General features: G+C 58.7%; 24 protein-coding genes and 1 pseudogene. 9 read left to right on the plus strand and 16 right to left on the minus strand.

Going from position 1 to position 25163, the window contains the following annotated elements; all coding sequences use genetic code 11:
* Positions 1 to 134 precede the first annotated feature (134 nt).
* Positions 135 to 2240: a methyl-accepting chemotaxis protein gene (locus tag ACTG2W_RS16735; protein ID WP_106844401.1), complete on the plus strand. Its 2106-nt coding sequence runs from the start codon at positions 135 to 137 to the stop codon at positions 2238 to 2240.
* A gap of 69 nt (positions 2241 to 2309) precedes the next feature.
* Here the strand turns inward: ACTG2W_RS16735 and ACTG2W_RS16740 are convergent, their stop codons facing one another.
* Positions 2310 to 2765, minus strand: coding sequence for an NfeD family protein (locus ACTG2W_RS16740; RefSeq protein ID WP_005335704.1), 456 nt, complete (start codon positions 2763 to 2765; stop codon positions 2310 to 2312).
* Positions 2762 to 3685 (minus strand): SPFH domain-containing protein, encoded by a 924-nt coding sequence (locus ACTG2W_RS16745; protein ID WP_005335703.1) that lies wholly within the window; start codon positions 3683 to 3685, stop codon positions 2762 to 2764. Before ACTG2W_RS16745 ends, ACTG2W_RS16740 begins: the two co-directional genes overlap by 4 nt.
* Positions 3686 to 3882: 197 nt before the next feature.
* Between ACTG2W_RS16745 and cysG the strand changes: the two genes are divergently transcribed.
* From cysG to cysC, 5 genes are all read left to right on the plus strand, one after another.
* Positions 3883 to 5319 carry a siroheme synthase CysG gene (cysG, locus tag ACTG2W_RS16750; RefSeq protein WP_106844400.1) on the plus strand — a complete coding sequence of 479 codons (1437 nt, stop codon included), beginning with the start codon at positions 3883 to 3885 and terminating at the stop codon, positions 5317 to 5319.
* Between the two features lie 72 nt (positions 5320 to 5391).
* A complete protein-coding gene (gene cysD / locus ACTG2W_RS16755; RefSeq protein ID WP_407704812.1) occupies positions 5392 to 6324 on the plus strand; it encodes a sulfate adenylyltransferase subunit CysD in 933 nt (310 codons plus the stop codon).
* A 12-nt stretch (positions 6325 to 6336) separates the two neighbouring features.
* A complete protein-coding gene (gene cysN / locus ACTG2W_RS16760; protein ID WP_440016420.1) occupies positions 6337 to 7764 on the plus strand; it encodes a sulfate adenylyltransferase subunit CysN in 1428 nt (475 codons plus the stop codon).
* Between the two features lie 4 nt (positions 7765 to 7768).
* Positions 7769 to 9493 (plus strand): SLC13 family permease, encoded by a 1725-nt coding sequence (locus ACTG2W_RS16765; RefSeq protein WP_439985337.1) that lies wholly within the window; start codon positions 7769 to 7771, stop codon positions 9491 to 9493.
* 248 nt (positions 9494 to 9741) lie between these two features.
* Complete coding sequence (gene cysC, locus ACTG2W_RS16770; protein ID WP_106844396.1) at positions 9742 to 10332, plus strand: adenylyl-sulfate kinase; 591 nt, start codon at positions 9742 to 9744, stop codon at positions 10330 to 10332.
* A 144-nt stretch (positions 10333 to 10476) separates the two neighbouring features.
* Here cysC and ACTG2W_RS16775 read toward each other — a convergent pair whose 3' ends face one another.
* From ACTG2W_RS16775 to ACTG2W_RS16825, 11 genes and pseudogenes are all read right to left on the minus strand, one after another.
* Complete coding sequence (locus ACTG2W_RS16775; RefSeq protein WP_106844395.1) at positions 10477 to 11112, minus strand: hypothetical protein; 636 nt, start codon at positions 11110 to 11112, stop codon at positions 10477 to 10479.
* Positions 11113 to 11198: 86 nt separating this feature from the next.
* Positions 11199 to 11888, minus strand: coding sequence for a hypothetical protein (locus ACTG2W_RS16780; protein ID WP_100645128.1), 690 nt, complete (start codon positions 11886 to 11888; stop codon positions 11199 to 11201).
* Positions 11889 to 12467: 579 nt separating this feature from the next.
* On the minus strand, positions 12468 to 14105 hold the full coding sequence (locus ACTG2W_RS16785) for a methyl-accepting chemotaxis protein (protein WP_106844394.1): 1638 nt from the start codon (positions 14103 to 14105) through the stop codon (positions 12468 to 12470).
* Between the two features lie 276 nt (positions 14106 to 14381).
* Positions 14382 to 15243: pseudogene (locus tag ACTG2W_RS16790) on the minus strand (TIGR03899 family protein).
* A gap of 104 nt (positions 15244 to 15347) precedes the next feature.
* Positions 15348 to 15821: a DUF3299 domain-containing protein gene (locus tag ACTG2W_RS16795; RefSeq protein ID WP_026034852.1), complete on the minus strand. Its 474-nt coding sequence runs from the start codon at positions 15819 to 15821 to the stop codon at positions 15348 to 15350.
* Between the two features lie 31 nt (positions 15822 to 15852).
* The gene (locus tag ACTG2W_RS16800) at positions 15853 to 17100 is read right to left on the minus strand and encodes an ABC transporter permease (RefSeq protein ID WP_042052401.1); all 1248 of its coding nucleotides are present in this window, start codon (positions 17098 to 17100) and stop codon (positions 15853 to 15855) included.
* A complete protein-coding gene (locus ACTG2W_RS16805; RefSeq protein WP_106844393.1) occupies positions 17094 to 17783 on the minus strand; it encodes an ABC transporter ATP-binding protein in 690 nt (229 codons plus the stop codon). The genes ACTG2W_RS16800 and ACTG2W_RS16805 overlap by 7 nt, the downstream gene beginning before the upstream one ends.
* A gap of 4 nt (positions 17784 to 17787) precedes the next feature.
* Positions 17788 to 18378, minus strand: coding sequence for a DUF2796 domain-containing protein (locus tag ACTG2W_RS16810; protein ID WP_106844392.1), 591 nt, complete (start codon positions 18376 to 18378; stop codon positions 17788 to 17790).
* A gap of 31 nt (positions 18379 to 18409) precedes the next feature.
* Positions 18410 to 18709: a DUF2607 family protein gene (locus tag ACTG2W_RS16815; protein WP_106844391.1), complete on the minus strand. Its 300-nt coding sequence runs from the start codon at positions 18707 to 18709 to the stop codon at positions 18410 to 18412.
* 44 nt (positions 18710 to 18753) lie between these two features.
* Positions 18754 to 19296: a YtfJ family protein gene (locus ACTG2W_RS16820; protein ID WP_005335681.1), complete on the minus strand. Its 543-nt coding sequence runs from the start codon at positions 19294 to 19296 to the stop codon at positions 18754 to 18756.
* A gap of 220 nt (positions 19297 to 19516) precedes the next feature.
* Entirely contained in the window at positions 19517 to 20407 is an 891-nt protein-coding gene (locus tag ACTG2W_RS16825) for a hypothetical protein (RefSeq protein WP_043821720.1), read from the minus strand.
* Between the two features lie 139 nt (positions 20408 to 20546).
* Here ACTG2W_RS16825 and ACTG2W_RS16830 point away from each other — a divergent pair, with 139 nt between their 5' ends.
* On the plus strand, positions 20547 to 20894 hold the full coding sequence (locus tag ACTG2W_RS16830; RefSeq protein WP_106844390.1) for a hypothetical protein: 348 nt from the start codon (positions 20547 to 20549) through the stop codon (positions 20892 to 20894).
* Positions 20895 to 20922: 28 nt separating this feature from the next.
* On the opposite strand, the gene ppa is transcribed toward ACTG2W_RS16830, so the two are convergent.
* The 3 genes from ppa to ACTG2W_RS16845 all read right to left on the minus strand — a co-directional run bounded on the left by ppa (position 20923) and on the right by ACTG2W_RS16845 (position 24241).
* A complete protein-coding gene (ppa, locus tag ACTG2W_RS16835) occupies positions 20923 to 21453 on the minus strand; it encodes an inorganic diphosphatase (RefSeq protein ID WP_005335667.1) in 531 nt (176 codons plus the stop codon).
* A 216-nt stretch (positions 21454 to 21669) separates the two neighbouring features.
* Positions 21670 to 23250 (minus strand): DUF3369 domain-containing protein, encoded by a 1581-nt coding sequence (locus ACTG2W_RS16840; RefSeq protein WP_101529634.1) that lies wholly within the window; start codon positions 23248 to 23250, stop codon positions 21670 to 21672.
* 109 nt (positions 23251 to 23359) lie between these two features.
* Complete coding sequence (locus ACTG2W_RS16845) at positions 23360 to 24241, minus strand: LysR family transcriptional regulator (RefSeq protein ID WP_106844389.1); 882 nt, start codon at positions 24239 to 24241, stop codon at positions 23360 to 23362.
* 158 nt (positions 24242 to 24399) lie between these two features.
* Between ACTG2W_RS16845 and ACTG2W_RS16850 the strand changes: the two genes are divergently transcribed.
* Together ACTG2W_RS16850 and ACTG2W_RS16855 are read left to right on the plus strand one after the other, a co-directional pair.
* Complete coding sequence (locus ACTG2W_RS16850; RefSeq protein ID WP_005335660.1) at positions 24400 to 24786, plus strand: DMT family transporter; 387 nt, start codon at positions 24400 to 24402, stop codon at positions 24784 to 24786.
* On the plus strand, positions 24783 to 25103 hold the full coding sequence (locus tag ACTG2W_RS16855; protein ID WP_005335659.1) for an SMR family transporter: 321 nt from the start codon (positions 24783 to 24785) through the stop codon (positions 25101 to 25103). The genes ACTG2W_RS16850 and ACTG2W_RS16855 overlap by 4 nt, the downstream gene beginning before the upstream one ends.
* Positions 25104 to 25163 lie beyond the last annotated feature (60 nt).

Consider the following 25163-nt stretch of genomic DNA (forward strand, 5'->3'; position numbering starts at 1 on the left):
TGTTCCATCAACGCTCGGGAAGGCAAAAATTATAACCAGAAGCCTGCCACAAACCCATCAACAAATCGGGTGAAGCGCAAGTGGGCGAATATACTCAAGTAAATCGTTGTTATTCTGCCATAAGGAGTTGTCGCATGAAGCAACGTTCCCTCAAGTTCAAGCTGTTGTGCCTTACCATGGGACTGTTTCTGCTGACCGGGCTGGCCATGACCCTGTTGCAATCGGCCTCGTTCAGTTCCCTTCGCAGCATGGTGATGACCCAGACCAGCGATGCACTGGAAGAGGAGGTCTCCCGCAGCCTGCAGTATCAGGCAGAGCGCTATGCCATCCAGATTGCCTCGCTGATGCAGAACTCCTATCAGATCCCCCTGACCGTGACCGCCCAGATTGAAGCCGGGATGGCCAAACCGGAACTGCGGTTGTCGCGACCCCAAGTGGAGTCTCTGCTCGGCAGCAGCCTGCAGCAGGCGAGCGGGATCAGCTCCATTTATGCCCAGTTTGAACCGGATGGCTATGATGGCGAAGATGGCAACTGGCTGGGCGGGGCCAGCCACTCGGTGGCAGGAAAGGGGAGTCTGGAGGTCTATTTCACCAAGGATCAGGGAGGGGCCGTCGCTCAGCAAGCGGTGGACGCTGCTGCCAGCGAGGCCAAGTTTGATACCTCCCTCAACGAGTTTGGCATTCGCAACAGCGAGTGGTATCTCTGTGGTCGCGATACCCGCCAGCCCTGCCTGATGGAGCCTTATCTCTACGAAATCAACCCGGGCAACAAGATGCTGATGACCAGTCTGACTGTGCCCGTGCTGCGTGACGGCAAGTTTGTCGGGCTGGCCGGGGTGGATATGAACCTGCCCATCTTCCAGCAACTGGCTGAAAACCTTGGCAAGAGCCTCTATGACAACAAGGCGGATGTGACCCTGGTCAGCAAGATGGGGCTGATTGTGGGCAGCAACCGCTATGCCGACAAGCTGGGCCGTCCACTCAAGGAGGTGGGCCTGACCCTGCCTGACGGTCAGCCGGTCAGCAGCGACAGTGACTTTATTCTTCATCAGCCCATCCGGGTTGAGGCAGCCAATACCCAGTGGTGGTTGATGATCAAGGTGCCCAAGGCGCTGGCGCTCGGCAAGGCGCACGCCATCAGCAGTGAGCTGGGTGCCCTGCTGGTGGATGGCCAGCGGCAGCAGATCATCGCCATGGGCGGTATCACCCTGTTGGTGCTGGGGCTGCTGGTCTGGTTTATCCAGACCATCACAGCGCCGCTTTCCCTTATCAGCCGCCATGTGGGCCATCTCTCCAGCAACGAGGGGGACCTGACCCAGCAGATGGAGATCGACACCCATCAGGAGCTGATCGATCTGGGTTCCCAGCTCAATGCCTTCCTCGGCAAGCTGCGGGGCATGGTGCAAATGAGCAAGGGGATTGGTCAGCAGGTCTACCAGCAGGCGCGGGAGATGAAACATACCGCCGACACCATGCGCAGCAGTCTGGACGAGCAGAATCTGGAGCTGGAGAGCGTAGTGAGCGCCATGCATCAGATGAGCACCACGGCAGTCAGCGTGGCGGGTTATGCCGAGCAGGCAGCGCAGGAGTCGGAAGCGGCGACCCACCACATCAATACCGCCCAGCAGACCCTCAGCAATGCCCGCAACGAGATCCATACTCTGGTTGGCGATATGCATGAGGCGGATAAAGCGGTGGCGCTGGTGGCCCAGCGCAGCACCAATATCAGCCGGATCCTCGATGTGATCCGCGCCATTGCCGAGCAGACCAACCTGCTGGCCCTCAACGCCGCCATCGAAGCGGCGCGGGCAGGGGACATGGGCCGCGGCTTTGCAGTGGTGGCGGATGAGGTGCGGGCGCTGGCCAACAAGACTCGTGAATCGACCGATGAGATTGGCCAGCTGATTGGCAGTTTGCAGACCGAGGTGAGCAGCAGCCAGCGTCTGATGAATACCGGCATCGAGCGCTCCACCACCACGGTGCAGGGTACCGAGCAGGCGTTCGAGGCACTCAATCGGGTGGTGGCCCAGATCCAGCAGATCCACGACCACATCAGTCAGGTGGCTACCGCCGCAGAGCAGCAGAGCGCCGTCAGTGATGATATCAACAAGAATTTGATGCGGATTGGTGATACCGCCAACGTGATCGGGCAGGAGGCCAGCTCCAGCCATCAGCTGAGCGAAGCGCTGGAGCAAGCGGCCACGGCGCTCGCCAGTCAGCTCGATCGGCTGCGTACCTGAGTCGTTGCCAGAGAGACAAAAGCCCGCGAGCGATCGCGGGCTTTTTTATGACTCGATGGCAGAGTTGCGTCAGTTGCGGGGTTCAACCAGCAGGATGTGGGAGTCGGCCCCCACCACCCTGACCTTGCTGCCAGCTGGCAGCGACTCGTCGCAGCGCACCGTCCAGACTGTGTCGTCCAGATGCACCCGACTGGTGCCCTGAGTCACATCATCCAGCAGGGTCAGCTCGCGGCCCATATAGCTCTGCATCCGCTCGTTGATGGTGCTGGCGGCATCCTGACCCGAGTTGTCACGCTGGTGCTGCCAGCGCCACCAGGCCCAGGTGGTGAGCAGGGATTGCACCGCAAACAGCAGCAACTGCGCCTGCCAGCCAAAGGGCCAGATCAGCAGCAGTAGCCCCACTTCCAGCGCGGCGATGCCGGTCCAGAGCAAAAAGCCCACCGAGCCGAGCACCTCGATGGCCAGCAGAATGAAGCCGAGTCCCAGCCAGTGCCAGTGGGTCAGCCCCTCTAACAGGGCTGTCATGACTTGCTGCCCTTGCCATCTTTGTTGAACAGCTCGGCCATACCAGCCACAGAGCCAATCAGGCTGCCTGCTTCCAGCGGCATCATGATGATCTTGCTGTTGGGGCCTTCACCGATGCGGGCCAGTGCCTCGGTATATTTCTGAGCCACGAAGTAGTTGATGGCCTGCAGGTCTCCTTCCGCAATTGCCTGGGAGACCATATGAGTCGCCTTGGCTTCCGCCTCGGCAGCCCTCTCTCGCGCTTCGGCTGCGAGGAAGGCAGCCTGACGTTCACCTTCGGCTTTGAGGATCTGGGACTGCTTCTCGCCTTCCGCTTTCAGGATCTTGGACTGGCGCACCCCTTCGGCTTCCAGTACCTCGGCCCGTTTCTGGCGCTCGGCCTTCATCTGGGCGTTCATCGCCTCGACCAGTGCCAGCGGCGGGCGCACATCTTTAATCTCGATGCGGGTCACTTTGATACCCCAGGGGGCGGTGGCGGCATCCATGGTGCGCAGCAGTTTCTCGTTGATGGTGTCGCGCTGGGAGAGCATCTCGTCCAGCTCCATGGCGCCGAGCACGGTGCGCATGTTGGTCATGGTGAGATTGCGGATGGCGCTGGTGAGATCGTTGACCTCGTAACCCGCTTTGCGGGCATCCACCACCTGCACAAAGCTGATGGCGTCGATGGTGACGTTGGCGTTGTCGCGGGAGATCACCTCTTGTGCCGGGATATCCAGCACCTGCTCCATCATGATGATCTTGTGGCCGACCCGATCCACGTAGGGGATCAGCAGGTTGAGGCCCGGGGTCAGGGTGCGGGTGTAGCGGCCGAAGCGCTCCACCGTCCAGTTGTAGCCCTGGGGCACTATCTTGATGCCCGCGCTCAGGGTGGCGAGCACCAGGAACACGAAAATCCCTAGCACAATCAATGATTCATTCATCATTTAGCTCCTTATGAAACACAGTCCCTAGCCTATGGTCTGGCGTCAGGTACCACAAGTGACTTTGTACGCCTTTGTCATGAATGGGCTTTGCTAATTACCAAAACGCATTAAAAAGCATTTTTTATTATTTTGAGGGATAAGCTGTCCTGCCTATAGTCGCCCCATATTAGTCGTGTTCCGAGGGATGGGCCGAAATGGATTATTTACCTATGTTTGCCAAGTTGGAAGGCCGCCCGGTACTGCTGGTGGGCGGGGGCGAGGTTGCCCTGCGCAAGGCGCGCCTGCTGCTGGCGGCCGCTGCCCGGCTGACCCTGGTCTCCCCGGAACTTGAACCGGAATTTGCGGAATTCACCGGTCGTTTCACCCATCTGGCGGAGCGTTTCACCCCGGCCCATCTGGCAGGCCAGATCCTGGTCGTTGCCGCTACAGACAATCTCGAAGTCAATGCGCTGGTTTATCAGAGTGCCAACCAGCTGGGTCTGTTCGTCAACGTGGTGGATGACCCCAAACGCTCCAGCTTTATCTTCCCCTCGATCATCGATCGCTCGCCGCTGATGGTGGCGGTCTCCAGCGGTGGCAAGGCGCCGGTGCTGGTGCGCCTATTGCGTGAGCGGCTGGAGAGCCTGCTGCCGCGCCATCTCGGCGGGCTGACCGAGCTCTCCGGCCGGGTTCGTGACAAGGCCAAACGGGTGCTCTCCTCGATTTCCGACCGTCGCCGTTTCTGGGAGCGCGCCTTTGCCTCCAACACCCTCGCCAGCCTGATTGAAAAAGAGGATTGGCAAGGGGCCGAGCAGTGGCTGAGCGATGGCCTCGATCAGGCGAAAAGCGAAGTGGGCGAGGTGGTGCTGGTCGGTGCGGGTCCCGGTGATCCTGGCCTGCTGACCCTCAAGGCGCTGCAACAGATTCAACAGGCTGAAGTGGTGCTCTACGACCAGCTGGTCTCCGCCGAGATCCTCGATCTGGTGCGCCGCGATGCCACTCTGGTGTCGGTCGGCAAGAAGGCGGGAGCCCACAGCGTGCCGCAGGAGGAGACCAATCGCCTGCTGGTTGAGTACGCCAAGGCGGGTAATCGTGTAGTGCGGCTCAAGGGGGGCGATCCCTTTATGTTTGGCCGGGGTGGCGAGGAGCTGGAAGTGCTGGCCGATGAAGGCGTCCCCTTCTCGGTGGTACCCGGCATCACGGCCGCCGCCGGTGCCACCGCCTATGCCGGCATTCCGCTCACTCACCGTGATTACGCCCAGAGCGCCGTCTTTATTACCGGCCACTGCCAAAAAGAGGGCAAGGAGCCCGACTGGCAGCAGCTCGCCGCCACCAGTCAGACCCTGGTCATCTACATGGGGCTGATGCGCTCCGAGCATATCCAGCAGCAGTTGGTGGATCACGGCCGAAGCCAAGCCACCCCCATCGCCATCATCGAGCGCGGCACCACATCCCGCCAGCGGGTGCTGACCGGCACCTTGGCTGATCTGGCCGAGCTGGCCAAACAGGCGGTGAGCCCGTCGCTTATCGTCATCGGCGAAGTGGTCGCCCTGCGCGATCGGCTGGCCTGGTTTGGAGAGCAGGGCGGCGAGCAGCTGCGCGCTAACCCGGATCTCGATGGCTGCGACCTCAAGCTGGTGCAGCTGGCCTGACCCGGAAAGAGATATTTGATGCGGCTGCCAGCGCGGCCGCGCACTGAACCACCCAGCGCCCCGAGCAGGCGCATAAGCAATGACCCGAGGACCAACATGGACCGTGAAAGATTGACGCACTTGCAGCAGCTGGAAGCCGAGAGCATCCATATCATCCGCGAGGTGGCTGCCGAATTTGAAAACCCGGTGATGATGTACTCCATCGGCAAGGACTCCTCCGTCATGCTGCACCTGGCCCGCAAGGCCTTCTATCCGGGCAAGATCCCGTTCCCCTTGCTCCACGTCGACACCGACTGGAAGTTCAAGGAGATGATCAAGTTCCGCGACGAGACCGCCAAAAAGTACGGGTTGGATCTCATCGTCCACAAGAACCCGGATGGCCTCGCCATGGGCATCAACCCCTTTGTGCACGGCAGCGGCAAGCACACCGACATCATGAAGACCGAGGGGCTCAAGCAGGCGCTCAACAAATACGGCTTCGACGCAGCCTTCGGTGGCGCCCGTCGCGATGAAGAGAAGTCCCGCGCCAAGGAGCGGGTCTACTCCTTCCGTGACAAGTCCCACCGCTGGGATCCGAAGAACCAGCGCCCGGAGCTGTGGCGCGTTTACAACAGCCAGGTCAACAAGGGGGAGAGCATCCGGGTGTTCCCGCTCTCCAACTGGACCGAGCTGGATATCTGGCAATACATCTATCTGGAAAAGATCGACATAGTGCCGCTCTACTTCGCCGCTTACCGTCCGGTGGTGGAGCGCAACGGCATCAAGATCATGGTGGATGACGATCGCATGCCGCTGACCGCCGAGGATGAGGTGAAGCAGGAGCTGGTGCGCTTCCGCACCCTCGGCTGCTACCCGCTGACCGGGGCCATCGAATCCGATGCCACCACATTGCCGGAAATTATTGAAGAGATGCTGCTCACCACCTCGAGCGAGCGGCAAGGGCGGCTGATTGACCACGATCAGGCCGGCTCCATGGAGCAGAAGAAGCGTCAGGGATATTTCTAAGGAGTCGTCAGCATGAACAGCCATATTCAGACCGCCATCACCGAACAGGGCATTGAAGCCTATCTGCACGCCCAGCAGCACAAGAGCCTGCTGCGTTTTCTCACCTGCGGCAGCGTGGATGACGGCAAGAGCACCCTTATTGGTCGCCTGCTGCACGACTCCCAGCAGATTTATGAAGATCAGCTCAAAGCACTGGAGTCCGACAGCCAGAAGCTCGGCACCACCGGCGAGAAGCTGGACTTGGCACTGCTGGTAGACGGCCTGCAAGCGGAACGCGAGCAGGGCATCACCATCGACGTAGCCTACCGCTATTTCTCCACCGCCAAGCGCAAATTTATCATCTCGGATACCCCGGGCCATGAGCAGTACACCCGCAACATGGCCACCGGCGCTTCCACCTGCGATCTGGCCATCATCCTGATCGACGCCCGCAAGGGGGTGCTGGATCAGACCCGCCGCCACAGCTTTATCGCGAGCCTGCTCGGCATCAAGCAGTTCGTGGTGGCGGTCAACAAGATGGATCTGGTGGAGTTCAGTCAGGAGGTGTTCGAGCGCATCAGTGCCGATTACCGCGAGTTCGCCAAGAAGCTCAGCGTCGACACAATCCATATCGTGCCGGTCTCGGCGCTGGACGGCGACAACGTGGTCAACCAGAGCGACAAGCTGGCCTGGTATCAGGGCGAAACCCTGCTCTCCCTGCTTGAAACCGCCGAGGTTGAGCGCGAGCTGGAGCGCCATCCGGTGCGCCTGCCGGTGCAGTATGTGAACCGCCCCAACCTCGATTTTCGCGGCTTCGCGGGCACGCTCGCCTCCGGCATCCTGCGGGTGGGCGACAAGCTGGCGGTGCTGCCGTCGGGCAAAGAGAGCACAGTGACCCGCATCGTCACCTTCGACGGGGATCTGGAGTACGCCCTGCCGGGTCAGGCCATCACGGTCACCTTTGCCGATGAGATCGACATCAGCCGCGGCGACTTGCTGGTGGATGCCGCCAAGCGGCCGCAAGTGACCCAGAATGTGCTGGCCCATATCGTCTGGATGGGGGAGGAGTCCCTGCAACCGGGTCGGGTCTACGACGTCAAGCTGGCCACCAAGAAGAGTCGCGGTCAGGTGGAGGCCATCCGCCACCGCATCGAGATCAACAAGCTGGACGAGTTGCCTGCAAGCGAGCTCAAGCTCAACGAGATCGGCCTGTGCGAGCTGAGCCTCACCGACCCGGTGGCGTTCGACCCGTATCAGGAGATCCGTGATACCGGCAGCTTTATCCTGATCGACCGGCTGACCAACGTCACCGTCGGCGCCGGCATGATAGTGGAAGGCTTGGCCGCCAAAGCGGTAAAAGGGCACTACAGCGAGTTCGAAATCGAGCTCAACGCGCTGGTGCGCAAGCACTTCCCGCACTGGCAAGTCCTTGCCATCGGTAACGACACAAGCAAGGAGTAAGCCCATGACCTGGCAACAATTCCTGGTGCTGGGTCTGCTGGCTGCTCTCGTGGCCCTGCTGATCCAGGGCAAACTCCGCCCGGCGCTGCTCTTCTCGGGCGCCGTGCTCATCACCTACCTGAGCGGGTTGGCGGATATCAACGCCGTGGTGGCGGGCTACACCAACAGTGCTCTGTTGACGCTGGTGCTGTTGCTGCTGGTGTCGCTGGCGGTGGAGAAGACCCGCATCATGAGCTGGTTCGCCAATCTGGTGGGCACGGGTTCATTCAACAAGGTGCTGGTGAAGGTGTGGTTCTCCACCGCCTTCCTGTCTGCCTTCGTCAACAACACCGCCGTGGTGGCCTCCATGCTGGGAGCGGTCAAACGCAACCCCAACCATGCGCCGTCGCGACTGCTGCTGCCCATGTGCTTCGCGGCCACCTTTGGCGGGGTGCTGACCCTCATCGGCACCTCCACCAACCTGATCGTCAACAGCTTCCTCATCAAGATGGGGGCGCCGCCGCTCGGCATGTTCGACTTCTTTATGGTGGGAGCGGGCACCCTGCTGACCGGTCTGGTGGCCGTGCTGCTGTTTGCCCGTCACCTGCCGGAGCAGGATACCGAGATGAGCCGCGAATCCGGCTACTTTCTCGAAGCCAAGGTGGGCGCCGGTTCGCCGCTGGCGGGGTGCAGCGTCAAGGAGAACGGCCTGCGCAGCCTGAAAAGCCTCTATCTGGCGGAAATCATTCGCGGCGAGCAGGTGATCTGCCCGGTGCAGCCGGAACACGAGCTGCACGAAGGGGACGTTCTGCTGTTTTGCGGCGATGTGGAGAGCGTCGGCGTGTTGCAGGAGATGAAGGGGCTGGATCTCTACGGCCAGCACCGCCTTAATGGCCAGCATCTGGTGGAGGTGATCGTCAGCCACAGCTCGCGGCTGGTGGGTCAGACCATCAAGGATGCCGAATTTCGCACCCACTTCGATGCGGTGGTGCTGGCGGTGCGTCGCGGCGAAACCCAGCTTACCGGCGGCCTCGGCCAGATTGAACTGCACGCCGGTGATACCCTGCTGCTGGCCCCCGGCCCCCAGTTTGCCCGTAACAAGTCGCTGGGGCGGGAGTTTGTGGTGGTGAGCGGGCTGGAAGCCTCCACCCGTCTCGATGGCAAGCGCAGCGCTGCCGTGGTGTTGGGGTTTCTCGGGGTGTTGGCGCTCTCGGTATTCGATCTGGTGCCGCTGTTCAAGGGCTTGCTGCTGATGCTGGTGGCGCTGCTGCTTACCCGCATTCTGACTCTGGACGAGATCCGCCGCCGCTTTCCGCTGGATATCTGGCTGGTGGTGGGCGGGGCGCTCGCCATCGCCGATCAGCTGGAAAAGAGCGGGCTGGCCAAGCTTATCGCCGACTGGCTGATGGGGGAGTTCAACGGTGCCAGCCCCATCATCGCCTTTATCGGTATTTATGTGTTTACGCTGGTGCTGACCGAGCTGATGAGCAACAACGCGGCCGCCGCGCTGGCCTTCCCCATGGGTTACCAGCTGGCGCTCAGCATGGATGTCTCGACCATGCCGTTTATTCTGGCGGTGCTGTTCGGGGCGAGCTCCAGCTTTATCCTGCCCTACGGCTACCAGACCAACCTGATGGTCTATGCCGCGGGCAACTACAAGATGCCGGACTACCTCAAGCTGGCCCTGCCGGTCTCGCTGGCCTATAGCCTCGGGGTGATTGTGATGGTGCCCCTGCTGTTTCCGTTTTAAGGCGTGAGCGCCAATCAAGGCGTGTTGGGTGAGCAATACCATGGCATCAGCACGTTGGCGGCTGATAGTCCGAAGCGGCTCCCCGTGGTGCCGGACAGTTTAAGTTTTGAGGCGTGAGCGCCAAGCAAGGAGTGTTGGATGAGCAATGCCATGGCACCAGCACGTTGTCGGCCGATAGTCCGAGGCGGCTCCCCGTGGTGCCGGACCGTTTAAGTTTTGAGGCGTGAGCGCCAATCAAGGAGTGTGGGATGAGTAATATCGTGTGGCACAAGCATGCCGTCGACAAACAGAGCCGGGCCGAGCTTAAAGGGCAAAAACCGCTGGTGATCTGGTTTACCGGGCTGTCGGGGGCGGGCAAATCGACCCTGGCGGGGGCGCTGGAACAGGCGCTGGCGGCACAAGGCAAGCACACCTATCTGCTGGATGGGGACAATGTGCGCCACGGCCTCTGTGGCGATCTTGGTTTCGATGATGCCGCGCGGCAGGAGAATATCCGCCGGGTTGGCGAGGTGGCAAAACTGATGGTGGATGCGGGCCTTATCGTGCTCACCGCCTTTATCTCGCCGTTCCGTGCCGAGCGGGCGCTGGTACGAAATCTCTTGGGCGAAGGGGAGTTTGTCGAGGTGTTTGTCGATGCGCCGCTCGCCATCTGTGAAGAGCGCGATCCCAAGGGGCTCTATAAAAAGGCGCGGGCAGGGGAGATCCGTAACTTTACCGGCATCGACTCCGCCTACGAGGCACCGGAGCAGCCGGAAATCCATCTGCTGAACGCCGGCAAGCCGGTCGAGGTGTTGGTGGAGGAGTTGCTGGCCGCTCTGCGGCAGGGGAATTATTTGTAGTTGTTGAGTTGCGCCATTTGATAAAGGGAGCTGGATTGTTATTTCGGCGCGGTTATTCGCGATTGTCCGAATACGCTACGCTATTTGAACCTACGGGCTGGAAACGCCACGCGTTGACAGTCCCTCTTGAGGCGTTTGTTATGTTTATTTTGCGCCGTCATAGATTTTATTTTTAAATGATGCATCATCAAAATCCCGAATGTACTCTATTAAATTAATAATATACTCTTTTACATCTTCTTCATTCACATCATCAAATGATAGCTTTTTCACAAAAAAGACTAATCTAGACCAAGATTTAAAATGCTCTTTAGATAAATCCGCCGCCACGGGCAATAGAGCCGTGATAGCATCAACATCAATTTTGCAATGTTTTTTGAAATCATTACCAACCTTTTCATACACATCATTTCCAGACAAAGCTCTAACTTCATCTCTCAGGCTATTTAAAATAGCATGATTTTCATTATGATTTTCTCCATAAAAACTGAAAGAAGTTGGAATGGAGTCAAAAGCCCTTAATTTATTGATTGTAAATATTATATATTTCCGCAAGACACGCTCTTTATCTATTTTATTTTGGTTATCAATTCTCTCTTGCCATTTATTAAATATAGCCAATATTATCAGCAACTCTAAAAACATCCCCGTAAACTCTGGGATAAGACTTCCTTTATAATAATCAATAACAATATCGCTGTTAACAATTCCATGGCTTAGCAAATAAACTAGTACCAATAAGCAAACCCACATAATATTATTTTTATTTAAGAACCTCATTCTTACCTCTTAATAAACATAACGTTTGGTTAAGGGGCGGGCTTTAGCCCGACCCAGTGAGCGTAGTGAATGATTTGAACCACTGGTTAGATTTTTGGGCTAAACATCTTAAGGGTTCGATCATCGTCTTCCGTCCAGTATCGCCTGCACATGCAACCTTGCCTGCAAGCTCGTCGCTCAATCGGAATATTAAGCCCCGCATCTTGCATTGCAAGCCGAAGAGCACCTACAGCCATACTGTATGTATCTATTCCCTCGTCGTCTTCATGGCGTGGGTCATCAAGTATTATTTTTCTCAAGTGCCCCTTGAATGGAAGCTCTCCGCCACTATGGCGGGCTAGAACCATTTGATCGAATTGTCCCAGTACAAAATTTTCTTCTAGATCGTCCTTGTCTTGGAACCAGCGCTGTTTTTCTGATTTACCAGCCCATTTGGTAGGATTTAGTTTTGTTACCCATAGTCGGCCGGTGCCGGTTCTATCTATTAGACCAATATCGAAAACGAAAAGCACTGGGCCGTATACGTTTGCACGGCGCGCACGATGATGAATATCAACGGAGTCGATAAATACATCAAACCAAATACTGTATCGGCGATCGATGTCATCTGATTCCTGAGGCGTTTGGGTTATACCAAGACGCTCTACCGTGCCTCTGGATAGGAGCGCACGTGACCTTAAGAACTGGCATGCGGTCGCAACACTGTTCGCATGGTGCAATTGGTCAACGCCTTTCTCTGAAAGAGCTTCAAATACGTGGCTAGATGGTATGTGCATAGAAAAATCTAACAGTGATTAGATGGAAGGCGGCACTAATCCGTTAGCAGAGCATTTCATATAACTCCGTAACATTTTCACTGTCGCCAAGTAAATATAATCATTAAATCATGATGTTATCCGCTTCTTTCTCGTGCTGGGCGTATTCGCTTGACTTCCTCTTTTTATGCCACTGTTACTACTGTATGAAAAAGCATCTCGTCTGTTGGGCTTCGGTGCGCTCTGCACCAACCGACAAAAACCACGCTACCGCCCCTGAATTTCAGCCTCCAGTTTGCTGCTTTTTACCTGCGTTTTGGCTCTGGCTTGGTTCATGGCTGACTCCGACGAGAGATTGCCAAGCTGCTATGTTACCGAACGGAGCTGGGGTGAAAAGCACAAGCGGGCGATTTTCTGAGCAAGATCAACAAATTAGTCAGTAATGGGTTTGAATGTGGTCGCTCAACCGCTTGGGCCCATCAGCGCAGGGGAAAATCGGACAGTGAAGCGAGAGTGCCGCTATCTTGTTGGCGGGCATTAAAAAAACCTATGGGCCCAAAGGTCCATAGGGTTTTTCTGCGGTGATTGTTTGGGTAGTGGCTATCTGGCTTGGCGAACCGGCACGGCGCGGGTGGTGGCCACTTCGTAGCGGCTTTGGCTTGCCGGAGCCCCTTTCTGGAACTGGCGTACCAGCCGGTCGAGATCGCTCAACTGGTTGACCAGCTGGGTGATGCCGTGCACGGCATGCTGGCTGCCGACGCTGGAGTCATCGGCCAGGGTCTTGATGCTGAGCACGTTGCGGTTGATCTCGGCGGTGACGTGGGACTGCTCCTGCACCGCCTGGGCAATCTGGCTGCTGCCGGAGGCGACCTGCTGCAACATGTTGTTGATTTGCTGGAGTATGTGGCCGGTCGCGGTGGCCTTCTGCTGGCAACTGTCGGCAAGCTGGCAGCCCTTCTCCATCGCTTGCTCAGCCTCACCAGAGCTGTTTTGCAGCTCGGTGATCATCTTCTGGATCTCGCTGGTCGAGGATTGGGTCTTGATGGCGAGGGTGCGGATCTCGTCGGCCACTACCGAGAAGCCGCGACCCGCTTCGCCAGCCCGGGCCGCTTCGATGGCGGCGTTGAGGGCCAGCAGGTTGGTCTGGTTGGCGATGTTGTTGATCACATCGAGGATGCCGTCGATATCGCGGCAGTGGCCGACCAGCGCACTGATCACGCTCTTGGAGGTGATAAGTTCGCTGTTCATACCCGCCACGGCAGCCACGGTCTCGGCCACGCTGCTGTTGCCGCTCTTGAACAGCACGGCCGTTTCATCCAGCAGGCTGGAGGAGTCAGTCGAACTTTGTGACACCTCGCGAATGGATTCCGACATTTCGGTCACGGCGGTCGCTACCTGATTGGTTTCGGCCTGCTGCTGTTGCAGGTTGTCGGTGATGGACTCGGCGTTGCGCAGATCCCCCTCGGCGGCCTGCAGGATCTTGCTGCAGGTCTGTTGGGTGCGGGCCAGCACGGCGTTGAACTCGGCCTGATTCATCACCATCGAGAGTTCGATGGCGGCGATGTTGTCCACCTTGTTGGTGTAGAGCAGCTGCATCAGCGGGTTGTCAAAGCGGCTGCGGGCCATCTTGTTGAGCTTGCCGAGGCGGCGGGAGAGGGCATTCAGGGTGATGGCCGCTATCGCCAGCGGCAGGGCGACCAGCGCCAGTTGCCAGTTCATGTCGTGGTTGTAGCCCAGGGCAAACATGGCGAGCAGGCTCAGCAGCAGACAGAGGTTGATGGTCAGGGTATGGGAGAAGGTGGGCAACTTGAGCGCCAGCGGCAGCTTGTTGTTGCGAAGGTCGGCATAGACCTTCTCGGCCCGCTGTTTGATCTCCTCGCTCGGGGCGGTGCGCACAGACTGATACTCCACCACCCGGCCACTGGCATCCTTGATGGGGGTGACAAAGGCGCTGACCCAGTAGTGATCGCCACTCTTGCAGCGATTTTTCACCGGCCCCATCCAGCTCTTGCCTTCGCGGATATGGTTCCACAGATCGGCAAAGGCCTGTTTCGGCATATCTGGGTGGCGCACCAGATTGTGGTGTTCCCCCTTCAGCTCGTCGAGCGAGAAGCCTGCAATATCGCAGAACTCATCGTTGGCGTAGGTGATGCGGCTCTCCAGATCCGTGGTGGAGATCAGGCTCTGGTGGTCTGGATAGAGACGTTCTCTTTGGGTAACCGGTTGATTGATTCTCATGGCCTTGCTCCCGAGCTGTGGTGGTTAAATTTTGTTCTGCATCAAGACATGTGCAAAGGACGGGCCAGCTGGCAAAAACTAATGATTGATGTGTTATTAGCGAGGTTTGGAGAGGAAAAACGCGCGGTTGTTTGCAATATGCAACGGAGCTGACGGGGTATGCCTCTGCGGCATCTGCAATTTGCAACCTATTCTGGACAAGTCCATAAGCTTGGAGCCAGCAGCTGGATGCGAAGGATCCATGAACCGACGGGGCATCCGCTGCCCCGCCAGAGATCAGGGGAGAGGGTCGGGAGCTGGTGCGGAGGGGGGGCTGACGAGCTGCATCACTTCAATCTGGATACCCTGCACCAGCACGGTTTTCAGATCCTGCAGATACTCCTCCAGCGGCGACTCTTGCAGCAGCTGGGCGAGCTCGTTGCCCACCGGGGTGAGGCGGTAGTAGAGCAGGGTGATGTTGTTCTGCTTGCACTGCAGCCGCCAGCGCTGGTTGCCGAACTCCAGCTCGACCCCATCGGCGGGCAGCGGGCCGGACTCCAGCTCGGCGCGATGCAGTAGCCCCAGCTCGAACAGTTGCAGCAGGGCATTGTAGGGCAGTCGGTATTTGCCAAGGCCAAGCCGCGTTGCTTTGGCGCGACTCAGCAGGGTGGCCCCCTTGTGCAGCCCCAGCAGCAGTCGCTGCTCGTCGCTGCCTGTGTAGTGGCAAGTCAGTGAACAGATGCGCTGAAACAGCTGGGCCTCGCGCTGGGTCATCTCTTTGAGGGTGGCGAGCGCCCGAATGGAGAAGCGGCCCGGCGTGGCGACTTCCAGCGCGAAGATCCGCCCCCACAGCTGCTGCATCGGCACCATGCTGATATCTTCCGCCAGTTGCAGGAAGCGGGTCAGCCAGTCGCTGTCCATCTCGCCGCCGGCCGCGGTCTCTTCGCAGTGGCGGGAGGCCATCACCATGATGGCTTCCAGATTGCGCTGGCGGGCGGCCTGATCCGCCAGATGGCGAAAGGTGGCGCGCTGTTCGAAGGTGCTGTCGGTGTTGCGGGTGAGCATGCCGTCGATACCGCGACTGCGGGCCAGACGCAGGGTCTGCTCCTGGCTGCTCAGGATCGAACTCTCTTTTTTCGGGGGGGGGGAGGTCTGCCATGCTGACTCCATTCGCACAGGTTCTGGAGCTGAATGTTACTCCAACCGGGATGCCAAGATAACAAAGCGGCCTCCGTGGAGGCCGCTTTTTTTGCAACGGAAGGATTACTCCTCGTAGACACTCACCTCGACCGCTTCCATCGAATAGGAGGCGGTGGCCATCTCGTGACTGGAGCTGACAGTGCGCATCTTGCCCTTCACCCAGATGGCATCCCACAGATCATCCACCGGTGCACCCTTGGGGTAGCTCACATAGATCACCTGATTGGTGGGGGGCGGCGGCACATGGATGCAGGCGCCGAAGTAGGGTACCAGCAGGAAGGCGGTGATCTTCTTGGCATCCCCCTCCAGCGGCACCACGAAGCCCGGAATGCGCACATCCTGGTTGTCCAGCTTCTTGTTTACCCCGCCCACCGGTTGCGGCACCGACATGGGATCTTCGTGATTGACCTGGGGCGGTGGCAGCAGTTTTTCCCCTTCCGGGATGAGCACATCCCAGTCGATGGTCTTGTAATCGGCGGCCAGGGCGGGCAGCACCAGCAGGCTGGCGAGCAGCGCCACAATTTTCCACTTCATCATCTGTCCTTCTGTTTCTATTTTGGGCGTCTCGCTAGACGCGAATGCTCATGCCATCGCTCAGGCTGTAGCGGTAAGCGCGGGCGGCAGGGAGCAGGCCGATCACCATGCCTGCCAGCCAGACTACCCCCAGCAACTGCCACTCATAGGCGCTCGGCAGCCCCAGACTCAGTTGCAGGCCATAGTGGCTGAGCAGCCAGGGCGAGGCAAGCCCCTGTCCCAGATAGAGCACGGCGACCCCGAGGGCGATACCGACCGTGGTCAGCGCCATGGCCTCCAGCGCCAGCAGCAGGAACAGGTGGGCGGGGCCGGCACCGAGGGATCGCAAAATGGCGAGCTCCCGGCGCCGCTCGTTAAGCCCCGCCAGCAGGGTAGTCAGCATGCCGATCAGGCCCGCTACCACCACGAAACCGGCGATGACCGAGAGAGCGGTTTCCGCCACGCTCATCAGGCTCCACAGCTCCTGCAGGGCGGCCCCCGGCAGGATCGCCATCAGCGGCTCTTTGGGATAGGTGTTGACGCTGCGTTGCAGCTGGAACGCCAGAATGCGGTTGCTCAGCCCCACCATAAAGGCGGTGATGGTTTTCGGGGTGAGATCCTGCGCCAGCGCCTGCTCCGGCGTCACGTTCTTGCTGTGGCGGCCGGTGTCCCAACCGAGATGGATCGCCTCTATCCCCGCCAGCGGCACATGGATGGTGCGATCGATGGGCGTGCCGGTCGGCGCCAGAATACCCACCACCTTGAATGGCAGGTTGTCGTGCTGGCTGAACGAGGTGTTGCCAGCGCCGTGGGCGATGACGATGGATTGGTCGAGGTGATAGCCGAGCTTCTCGGCCACCTGGGCGCCGAGCACCGCTTCAAACGGCGTGTCGAATGGCCGCCCTTCCCGCAATTGCAGCGACTGTTGCTGACCGTACTTCAGGTGGGTGAAGTAGTCGCCATTGGTGCCGAGCACCCGAAATCCCTTGTGGGAGTCACCAAGCGAAAGCGGGATGGTCCAGGCAACGCCCGGTTTCTGCTTGATGGCCTGATAGGAGTCCCACCCCACGTTGTTGGTGGGGTTGCCGATGCGAAACACCGAGTAGAGCAGCAGGTTCACCTGGCCGGAGCGGGCGCCGACGATGAGATCGGTCCCCGAGACGGTGTTGGAGAAACTTTCGCGGGCCTGGGTGCGCACCCGTTCCACCCCGAGCAGCAGGGTGACGCTGATGGCGACGGCCAGCAGGGTGAGCCCGGCGGTGAGGCGGCGGGCCCAGAGACTTTGCAGGGCGAGTTTTAGCATGATGCCCTCCGGTTGAGCTGTTGCAGATTTTCGACCCGCGGGAACAGGGGTTCGAGATAAGGGTCGTGACTGACGAAGATCAGGGTCGAGCCCTGCTTGTCGCACTCCTCGAACAACAGCTTGATAAAGGCGGCCCGGTTGTCGGTGTCGAGGGCCGAGGTGGGTTCGTCGGCGATCACCAATGGCGGCGAACCGATCAGCGCCCGCGCGGCGGCAACCCGCTGTTGCTGGCCAATGCTGAGGGCATGCACGGGGCGATGCAGTACGTCGTCCGGCAGTTGCAGCTCCGCCAGCAGACGGCGCGCCTCCTGCTCCGGACTCCCTTGCAGGCGGGCCCGTTTGGCGGGAGAGAAGGTGAGGGCAGCGGTCACGTTGTCCTGCACCGAGAGAAAGGGCAGCAGATTGAACTGCTGGAAGATATAACCCAGATTGGCCGCCCGGAAGTGGTCACGGGCACGGCCAGAGAGCCGGGCCAATGGTTGGCCCAGCACCTCCAGGGTGCCGTGGTTGGCGGTCTGGATCCCGGCCAGCAACCCGAGCAGGGTCGACTTGCCGGAGCCCGACGGGCCCTTGATAAAGACCCGCTCACCCTCGCGGATGGTGAGGGCGGGCAGATCGACTACAGCGTCGCCACCTGGCCAGGCAAAGGCCAGATCGCGGATCTCAACCACGGCTTTTTTCATGGCGTTACCAGCTCAGCTTGTTGGCGGACGGGGTCAGCTCGCCAGCGGTCTGGCCGGTAGGCAGAATGCCCTGCACGCTCAGCTTCTCAAGGCTCGGATAGACGCTGAACAGGGTCGCTTCAAGGCCGGTGAGTTTGGCTGGCGTGGCGCAGGTGTAGGTGTACATGGCGCCCATATCGGCGTGACCCGCTTCGTCATGATCATGGTGGTCTTCATGTTTGTCGCTGGCAGCCTTGTCATGGTCATGGTCATGGTCATGGTCATGGCCGTGATCTTCTTTGGCTGCTTGCAACTCCTGCTGGGTCAGTTTGCAGCCAGCGGCCGGGTCGAAGCGGAACAGGGCATCAGGCTGCTGGAGGCGGGCGACCGCTTTGGCATACTGCGCCTTCTCTTCATCGCTCTTGGCGGCGTGCTCGAAGCCCACCAGATCGGCTGCGGGGGCCTGCAGTTCGATCATCAACTGGTCGCCATCGACCACCAGATTGAGGTGGCCATGGCCATGCTCGTGGGCGCCGTGGCTGTGGCTCTCGTGTTCGTCGTGATTTGCGTGTGCGCCAAAGGCCGCTGCGGCCAGCAACAGAGTAACTGCTTTCATCTTTAATCCTTTTTCAAAACAAATAGCGAAATTAAACAAAGGGATAGAGAAAATCAGAGGCGGGCGGCGCACGGATGGCATAGCTGTGAAGCGTGGCGGTATTTGCCGAGCGTTGCATGATTGCAACAGCGGGCAAAACAGAGGTCGAACTGGGGAAACAATAGGGGGTAGCGGTGATGACCTGCTTGCCATCCAGATGGAGGGCGCAGACCAGACAGTGATGGTCGTCGTGGCCGGGCAGGGCGGATTCAAACTGGTGCCGGGCAAGGGCAGGCTGCAGCCATAACCAGCCCAGCAGCAAGATCCAGATTTTCAGCTTGATACGACCCATAGACCCTTATGGAAAGGGCGCCATCAGCGCCCTTTCTCTCTGACTTAGAGATGGGACTTGATGAGCCCCATCACGGTAGCAATGTTGTTGGCATCGAGCTGGCCATCTTTGGCAAACAGCACCTTGCCCTCTTTATCCAGCAGGATGATCGCCGAGCTTTCCGGCGTCAGATCCCAGGCGTTGCGCGCCATGCCCTTGGCATCCAGCACCATGGCGGACCAGGGGAACTCTTTCTTGCTGTCCTCGGCACTGCTCTTCACGAAGCCGGAGGTGCCCCAGATGGCGTCATTGCTGTTGATGACGGTAACGGTCTGGTACTTGTCTTGCGGCAGTTTGGCGGCCTTGATCGCCTCGATCATCGGGGCGTTCAGCTCCTTGGCACTGGAGCGGCCGGCAATATGCTGGATCAGAAATACCTTGCCGGTGAGCGAGGTGCTCTGCCACGGCTGGTAGCCGATCTCCTTGCCATTCAGTACCAGCTCACCCTTGTCGCTGACATTGACCAGCGGCACCGGGTTGCCATCCTTGAAGTTGTGAGCAAAGACCAGAGATGGCAGCAGCGCCAAAGTAAGTACGAGATGTTTCATCCTGATGACACTCCATTTGTTATGTTATAACGAGTTTCGGATTGAGGGAATGGGCGAGCTTCATCCTAAACTGATCGGATCTGTTTAAAAAGTGTTAAATAAGATCGCAATTCAGAAGCGTCGGCGCCCCGCCAGTCAGGTGGTTGGCTGGCAAGGGCGGCTAGGATGGCATGACATCGATAAAAATCAATGAATTGGCAGCTGGTCTGAGCTGTCTGCGTCAGTAGAGCGACTCGCTGATGAGGGGGATCTTGGCCATGGTCATCTGCTGGGCCAGCAGGGACGAGCCGGTCAGCAGCACATGGCGCTGATTGTTGATCACCACCACATCACCGGGTACGCCACTGTCTGCCGTAATGGCCAGCCAGGCAGGGGAGACGCTGCCGATGCTGATATCCGGATAGATGATGCTGAGCACATATTGCGGCGCCAGCTCCGCAAGCAGACTGGCCATCAGCAGCGCCTTCTCGTCGCTATCGGCCTTGTTATCCTGCAGTGCCTGCAGCGGTGGCGCGAAGTGATCCAGCTGTTCCGGCTGGGTGGGGATGGCGTTCAGCCACTCCTGCAGCAGGCTGACGCTGGTGGCGAGATCCTTGGCGGCAAACTGCTGCGCCAGCGGTTTGAGATGCCCCTTGAAGTGGTAGAAGAGCTGGGAGTAATCGGGTCGCACGCAAGGCAGTTTGCGATTGGCCGGATGGACGCAGGGGATCACCCTCATCTGGTAGAAGGCATCTTCCTGATACTGCTGGTAGGCTTGCCAGAACAGCATCGACTCCATGCTGTCGTCCCGCAGGGTGAAGGCCTGCTCCAGATTGCGAAATTTGGTAGCTGTCTCCGGGCTGCTCTGATTGATCAGGTTGATGCTGTTGTAGAGCCGCGGGCTGATGTAGGCGTAAAGGGTCTCCAGCGGATTGGTGAGGGAAGCCTTTAGCAGGCTCATCTCGTGGCGACTGGCGGCCATCACCTGATCGTCGGTGGTCAGCTGGAAGTGCTTGCGCTGGCCATCGGTGGATTGCCACTGCCAGCTCATGTTGATTTCGCTGGCGTTGCTTGTAGCACCAAGAGTGGTGCAGAGAGTGAGGCTGAGCAACAGCGCGGGGGTCAGCTTCATGGTGGTGCTTCCTGCCGTGGACGATAATTAACAACTAGGTGAGCCGGCACCACTTTGGTGATGTTTCGTTTTGTGATCTGGATAACAGATTGATGTGACTTTTAATTTAATTGTGAAATTAAGTCACTCTGGAGGGGTTATGAAGCCTTGGATCATAGTGCTGTTTGGGCTGCTCAGCCTGCCAGCCATGGCGGGTCAGGTGATCGTCAACAAGGGGATGTCCGTTGCTGATACCTTTGCCCTGCGTGACCAGCTGGCGCGCGAACACGAATGGCAGGAGTGGTTGCGCTACCAGCAGGCCATCAAGTGGCTGGAGGTGTTGCCGGTCAACTGCGAGCTGATGAGCCAGCCGGGCGGTGGCTATCGCTGTGGCGGTGATTACTATCGTCCCTACCAGAAAGATGGTCGTGAAATATACATTCAGGGCAATCCTGCCGAAGATGCGGCCGGTCAGCTGCCGCACACACCGACAAAAAAGGCGCCATAAGGCGCCTTTTTTACAAGCGAAGTGACGCTTACTTGGCAGCGTAACGCTCGGCAGAGGTTTTGATCTCGGCTTCGGCAGCGGCCTTGTCGCCCCAACCTTCCACCTTGACCCATTTGCCCGCTTCCAGCTCTTTGTAGCGCTCGAAGAAGTGCTGGATCTGGGCTTTCAGTAGTTCCGGCAGATCGTTCACATCCTGGATGTGGTCGTACTGCTTGGTCAGCTTGGAGTGCGGTACGGCAACGATCTTGGCATCTTCGCCAGATTCGTCGGTCATCTTCAGCACGCCAACCGGACGGCAGCGAATGACGGAACCGGCCAGCAGCGGGTAGGGGGTCGGAACCAGTACGTCGACGGGGTCACCATCCAGAGAGAGAGTCGCGTTCACGTAGCCGTAGTTGCACGGATAGAACATCGGGGTAGACATGAAGCGATCGACGAAAATAGCACCGCTGTCCTTGTCGACTTCGTATTTGATCGGGTCGGCATTCTGCGGGATTTCGATGATGACATAGATATCGTCGGGCAGGCTCTTGCCGGCCGGTACCAGGTTCAGGCTCATGATAATTCCTTCGTTGTTAGTATCAGGTTTGCAGGCCGATATTATAGCGATGTGATGTTAAATGACCATATTTCAGCGGCTATCGCTAACAAAGAAGGGGGATGTTTCCGCTTTGCGGCACTTTGATGTGTGCGGGATGCAACAAAACGGCTGTTTTGATGCCCTGCCGCTGACCTTGGTCACCGGCAGGGCATGTGGAGTTGCGAGCAAAGGTGGTCAGAGCGAGTAGGGGAGTCTCGACTCGTTGACCAGTCGCGACAGGGCTGTCACTACATGAGGGTCAAACTGGGTGCCGGAGCGGGACTGGATATACTCCATGGTCTGCGCCAGCGTCCAGGGCTCCTTGTAGGGACGCTTGCTGAGCAGGGCATCGAATACATCGACTACCGCCACAATCCGCGCCGACAGCGGGATCTGCTGACCAGCCAGCTGCTGCGGGTAGCCCTTGCCATCGAAGTGTTCATGGTGGCCCCGAGCGATTTCGGCGCCGAGAGAGAGGTAGCTGGTTCCCTCCACCATTTCACCCGCCTTGTGCAGGATATTGGCGCCGATACCGGCGTGCTGCTCCATGATGGCCCGCTCTTCCGGGTCGAAACGTCCGGGCTTGTGCAGGATATGGTCCGGGGTGCCCACCTTGCCCACATCGTGCAGGATGGAGGCCATGCCGATCATTTCGACAAACTCCGGGGTCAGCTGCTCGGGATAGGCCGCCATCTGCTTCAATTCGGCCACGATGGCATCCGAGAGTTTCTGCACCCGCAAGACATGCTCGCCGGTATCGGAGTCGCGAAACTCCGCCAGCGCCGCCAGCGCCACCACGGTGGCCTCCTGCGCGCGCAGCAACTGGTTGTAGAGATAGAGGTTGTCGTAGGCTGCCGAGATGCGCTGACAGAAGACATCCAGCAGATCGCACTCGAGGGGATCGAGAGGCTGGGTCGGGGTAAAACTCAACACGAACTCGCGACCATTCTGGGCGGCGATATAGAGGGAGTCCTGCGGGTGTTCAAAGCGGTTGCAGCGCGCCGCCAGTGCCTTCATGACCGAGTCATTGAGGGTGGGGAAGTCGGTGATCTTGCCATCATCCAGCAGAGTCTCGTAGTCGCCGGTGGCGGCGAGGATCTCCAGCCCCTGTTCGCCAGGACGGCGCTCGGCACAGATAGCCCCTTCGGTGCCCACATCAAGAATGGCGCTGATCTGTTTCAGCACGCCGGAGGCAAACTCCTTGAGTGAATGAAGATGGTAGAGATCGCCCGCCCCTTCCAGAATTTTGCCGAGCCCCTGACGGCTCTTGTCGATGGCACTGAGGGTTTCGTATGAGCGCAGGGATGCGATGACGGTGGTGTAGAGCTTTTGTACCGTCAGTTCGGTCTTGGTCTTGTAGTCATTGATGTCGTAATCGAGGATCACCCGCTGCTCGGGGGCTTGGCCGGGTTGGCCGGTACGCAGCACGATCCGTACCAGCGAGTTGTGCATTTCGTTGCGGATCCGGTGCACCAGCCGCAGACCTGCATCTTCGGTCTCCATCACCACATCGAGCAGGATCAGCGCAATCCTGGGATTGGCCTCCAGCATGCGGCCAGCTTCGGCGCCGCTGTAGGCATTGAGCAGCTCCAGCGGACGGGATTTGTAATGAATGTTGGAGAGGGCCAGGCGGGTGGCATGATGGATATCCGGCTCATCATCCACGATCAGCACTTGCCATGGGTTGAGTGCCTTGGGGACCACGACCTCCTCATCATCGAGTTCGATGATGTCGTCGTCCAGCAAGATATCGTCCTTGTCTTGGGCACTGCTCATATCGGTTACGCCTCCGGCGCTCAATGAGTATGTGAACAGTATGCACGATCACATCCGCTCGGATCATCAGGATAAGCAGATATCGTGAGCTGGCTCCGCCTCTTTATCGCTACTCGAAAGGTTCCAGATACCCCTGGATCGACTTCTTCAACCAGGCCAACACCTTGCCGTGATAGGCGTTTTCCGCCAGATAGACCCCGTAATCCCGCCACTGCAGGCTGAACTTGTGTTTCAGGGTCAGCAGGGTGCCTTGTCGCAGCTGGCTCTGGATCAGAGGCGAGGGGAGCACTGCCCAACCCAGCCCGTCCAGTACCGCATTGCGCATCAACTCGAAGCTGGAGAGGCCGATATGCTGGCCTCCCACAGGTAGCAGGCTTTTTACCGAAAATTCATCTACATACGAGAGGGTGACCTGGGTGTGATCGGTCAGATCCTGCTGTTTGACCCGCTTCAGTCCGGCCAGCGGATGGCTGGGTGCCACCACCATCAGGGTGCGGATCGGGTTGAGCACGTCGATATTGAGGCCGCTGCGCTCCTGATCCTCGGTGATAAGGCCAAAAGCGGCATCGACGAACCCCTCTTCCACCAGCGCTGGCAGTTCGGGCGGAGAGGCGAGCACCAGCGAGATACTGGTGCCGGGAAACTGATTGTGCAGGCTGGCCAGCATCTCGCGCCACACCGGCTCGGGAATGGCGTCATCGCGGGCAACCCGCAGCGCCACTTCGGCCCCCGAGGCGTAATGTTTGCACTTCTGCTGCAAGCTGTTGGCTGCCTGCAGCAGGCGAGTGCAATCATCCAGCACCAGCTCGCCGATCTCGGTCAGACGACTCTGATTGGCACCTCGTTCAAAAAGTTCGACGCCAAGCTCAACTTCCAGCGCCGCGATGGCGGTGCTGACGGCGCTGCGGCTTTTGCCGAGGCGACGGGCAGTGTTGGCAATAGAGCCACTATTGGCGGACTCTACAAAGAGTTCTATCTGATATAGCTTCATGTTTTACAGGCTATGGCGGAGTTTTTCACTATCACCTTAGCGTGTCGAACCAAGGCAAGGCAAACCTGTGGCGTCGGAATAATCGACGCTGAGCGATTGTCGCGAGTTGCTTCTCCCCGTTTACCATCTCTCCCGTCGAAGCAACAAAGGCATCTTATATGTTATTAAGTCGTATGTTTCTGGCCCGGCTGTTTTTGACCGGCGCCATCGTGACCGAGGTCGCCGGTACCTCCAGCATGGCCATGATCCCCGAGCAGGGAGCTGGCTGGATGAATTACATCCCGATGTGGCTGTTGATCGGCTTCTCGTACTGGTTGCTGGCGAAAGCCGCCAAAACAATCTCCATTGGTATTGCGTTTGCGCTCTGGGAGGGGCTCGGGATCACCTTGATCACCATAGTGTCGGTCATGTTCCTTGGTTACGATGTGACCGTTCAGGAGCTGATTGGCTTGGCTCTCGCGATAGTGGGGATTGTTATGGTGACCATGGGGGAGACCCATGATGAGCCCGCAGACAAGTCAGTAGAAGCGGAGGCCACAGCATGAGTCCGTTTGTGATTGTATTGGGTGCCGCACTGATCGATATCGGCGCCAACATGGCCATCAACCGCTCCAAGGGTTTTCGTTACAAGGGGTGGGGATTCCTGGGGATCATGCTGGTACTCGGCGCCTTTACCCTGCTCTCGGAAGCGGTAAGTGGCGGCCAGATTGACCTAGCTGTTGCCTACGCCACCTGGGGGGCTATCGGCATCGTCGGTACGGCGCTGGGCGGTTTGCTCTTCTTCGGTGAGCGCCTCAAGCCCATCGGCTGGGCTGGCATGATGGTGATGGCGCTGGCTGTCGTTATGCTGACTACCGCCTGAGAATCTGAAGCAATAACAAAAGCCGCCCGGTTTCGCCGGGCGGCTTTTTGTTTGGCCGAC

It is taken from the genome of Aeromonas sp. 96A (assembly GCF_051919165.1).
In the GTDB taxonomy this organism is placed as follows: Bacteria; Pseudomonadota; Gammaproteobacteria; order Enterobacterales; family Aeromonadaceae; genus Aeromonas; species Aeromonas veronii.

What these genes read in the sequence shown, in the direction of transcription:
- ACTG2W_RS16810 (WP_106844392.1), bottom strand. Translation starts at nt 18,378, where the DNA reads ATGAAAGCAGTTACTCTGTTGCTGGCCGCAGCGGCCTTTGGCGCACAC.
- ACTG2W_RS16840 (WP_101529634.1), bottom strand. Translation starts at nt 23,250, where the DNA reads ATGAGCAGTGCCCAAGACAAGGACGATATCTTGCTGGACGACGACATC.
- ACTG2W_RS16765 (WP_439985337.1), top strand. Translation starts at nt 7,769, where the DNA reads ATGACCTGGCAACAATTCCTGGTGCTGGGTCTGCTGGCTGCTCTCGTG.
- ACTG2W_RS16745 (WP_005335703.1), bottom strand. Translation starts at nt 3,685, where the DNA reads ATGAATGAATCATTGATTGTGCTAGGGATTTTCGTGTTCCTGGTGCTC.
- cysG (WP_106844400.1), top strand. Translation starts at nt 3,883, where the DNA reads ATGGATTATTTACCTATGTTTGCCAAGTTGGAAGGCCGCCCGGTACTG.
- ACTG2W_RS16825 (WP_043821720.1), bottom strand. Translation starts at nt 20,407, where the DNA reads ATGAAGCTGACCCCCGCGCTGTTGCTCAGCCTCACTCTCTGCACCACT.
- ACTG2W_RS16815 (WP_106844391.1), bottom strand. Translation starts at nt 18,709, where the DNA reads ATGGGTCGTATCAAGCTGAAAATCTGGATCTTGCTGCTGGGCTGGTTA.
- ACTG2W_RS16785 (WP_106844394.1), bottom strand. Translation starts at nt 14,105, where the DNA reads ATGAGAATCAATCAACCGGTTACCCAAAGAGAACGTCTCTATCCAGAC.
- ACTG2W_RS16795 (WP_026034852.1), bottom strand. Translation starts at nt 15,821, where the DNA reads ATGATGAAGTGGAAAATTGTGGCGCTGCTCGCCAGCCTGCTGGTGCTG.
- cysN (WP_440016420.1), top strand. Translation starts at nt 6,337, where the DNA reads ATGAACAGCCATATTCAGACCGCCATCACCGAACAGGGCATTGAAGCC.
- ACTG2W_RS16820 (WP_005335681.1), bottom strand. Translation starts at nt 19,296, where the DNA reads ATGAAACATCTCGTACTTACTTTGGCGCTGCTGCCATCTCTGGTCTTT.
- ACTG2W_RS16800 (WP_042052401.1), bottom strand. Translation starts at nt 17,100, where the DNA reads ATGCTAAAACTCGCCCTGCAAAGTCTCTGGGCCCGCCGCCTCACCGCC.
- ACTG2W_RS16775 (WP_106844395.1), bottom strand. Translation starts at nt 11,112, where the DNA reads ATGAGGTTCTTAAATAAAAATAATATTATGTGGGTTTGCTTATTGGTA.
- ACTG2W_RS16780 (WP_100645128.1), bottom strand. Translation starts at nt 11,888, where the DNA reads ATGCACATACCATCTAGCCACGTATTTGAAGCTCTTTCAGAGAAAGGC.
- ACTG2W_RS16845 (WP_106844389.1), bottom strand. Translation starts at nt 24,241, where the DNA reads ATGAAGCTATATCAGATAGAACTCTTTGTAGAGTCCGCCAATAGTGGC.
- ACTG2W_RS16855 (WP_005335659.1), top strand. Translation starts at nt 24,783, where the DNA reads ATGAGTCCGTTTGTGATTGTATTGGGTGCCGCACTGATCGATATCGGC.
- ACTG2W_RS16740 (WP_005335704.1), bottom strand. Translation starts at nt 2,765, where the DNA reads ATGACAGCCCTGTTAGAGGGGCTGACCCACTGGCACTGGCTGGGACTC.
- ppa (WP_005335667.1), bottom strand. Translation starts at nt 21,453, where the DNA reads ATGAGCCTGAACCTGGTACCGGCCGGCAAGAGCCTGCCCGACGATATC.
- ACTG2W_RS16830 (WP_106844390.1), top strand. Translation starts at nt 20,547, where the DNA reads ATGAAGCCTTGGATCATAGTGCTGTTTGGGCTGCTCAGCCTGCCAGCC.
- ACTG2W_RS16735 (WP_106844401.1), top strand. Translation starts at nt 135, where the DNA reads ATGAAGCAACGTTCCCTCAAGTTCAAGCTGTTGTGCCTTACCATGGGA.
- ACTG2W_RS16805 (WP_106844393.1), bottom strand. Translation starts at nt 17,783, where the DNA reads ATGAAAAAAGCCGTGGTTGAGATCCGCGATCTGGCCTTTGCCTGGCCA.
- ACTG2W_RS16850 (WP_005335660.1), top strand. Translation starts at nt 24,400, where the DNA reads ATGTTATTAAGTCGTATGTTTCTGGCCCGGCTGTTTTTGACCGGCGCC.
- cysC (WP_106844396.1), top strand. Translation starts at nt 9,742, where the DNA reads ATGAGTAATATCGTGTGGCACAAGCATGCCGTCGACAAACAGAGCCGG.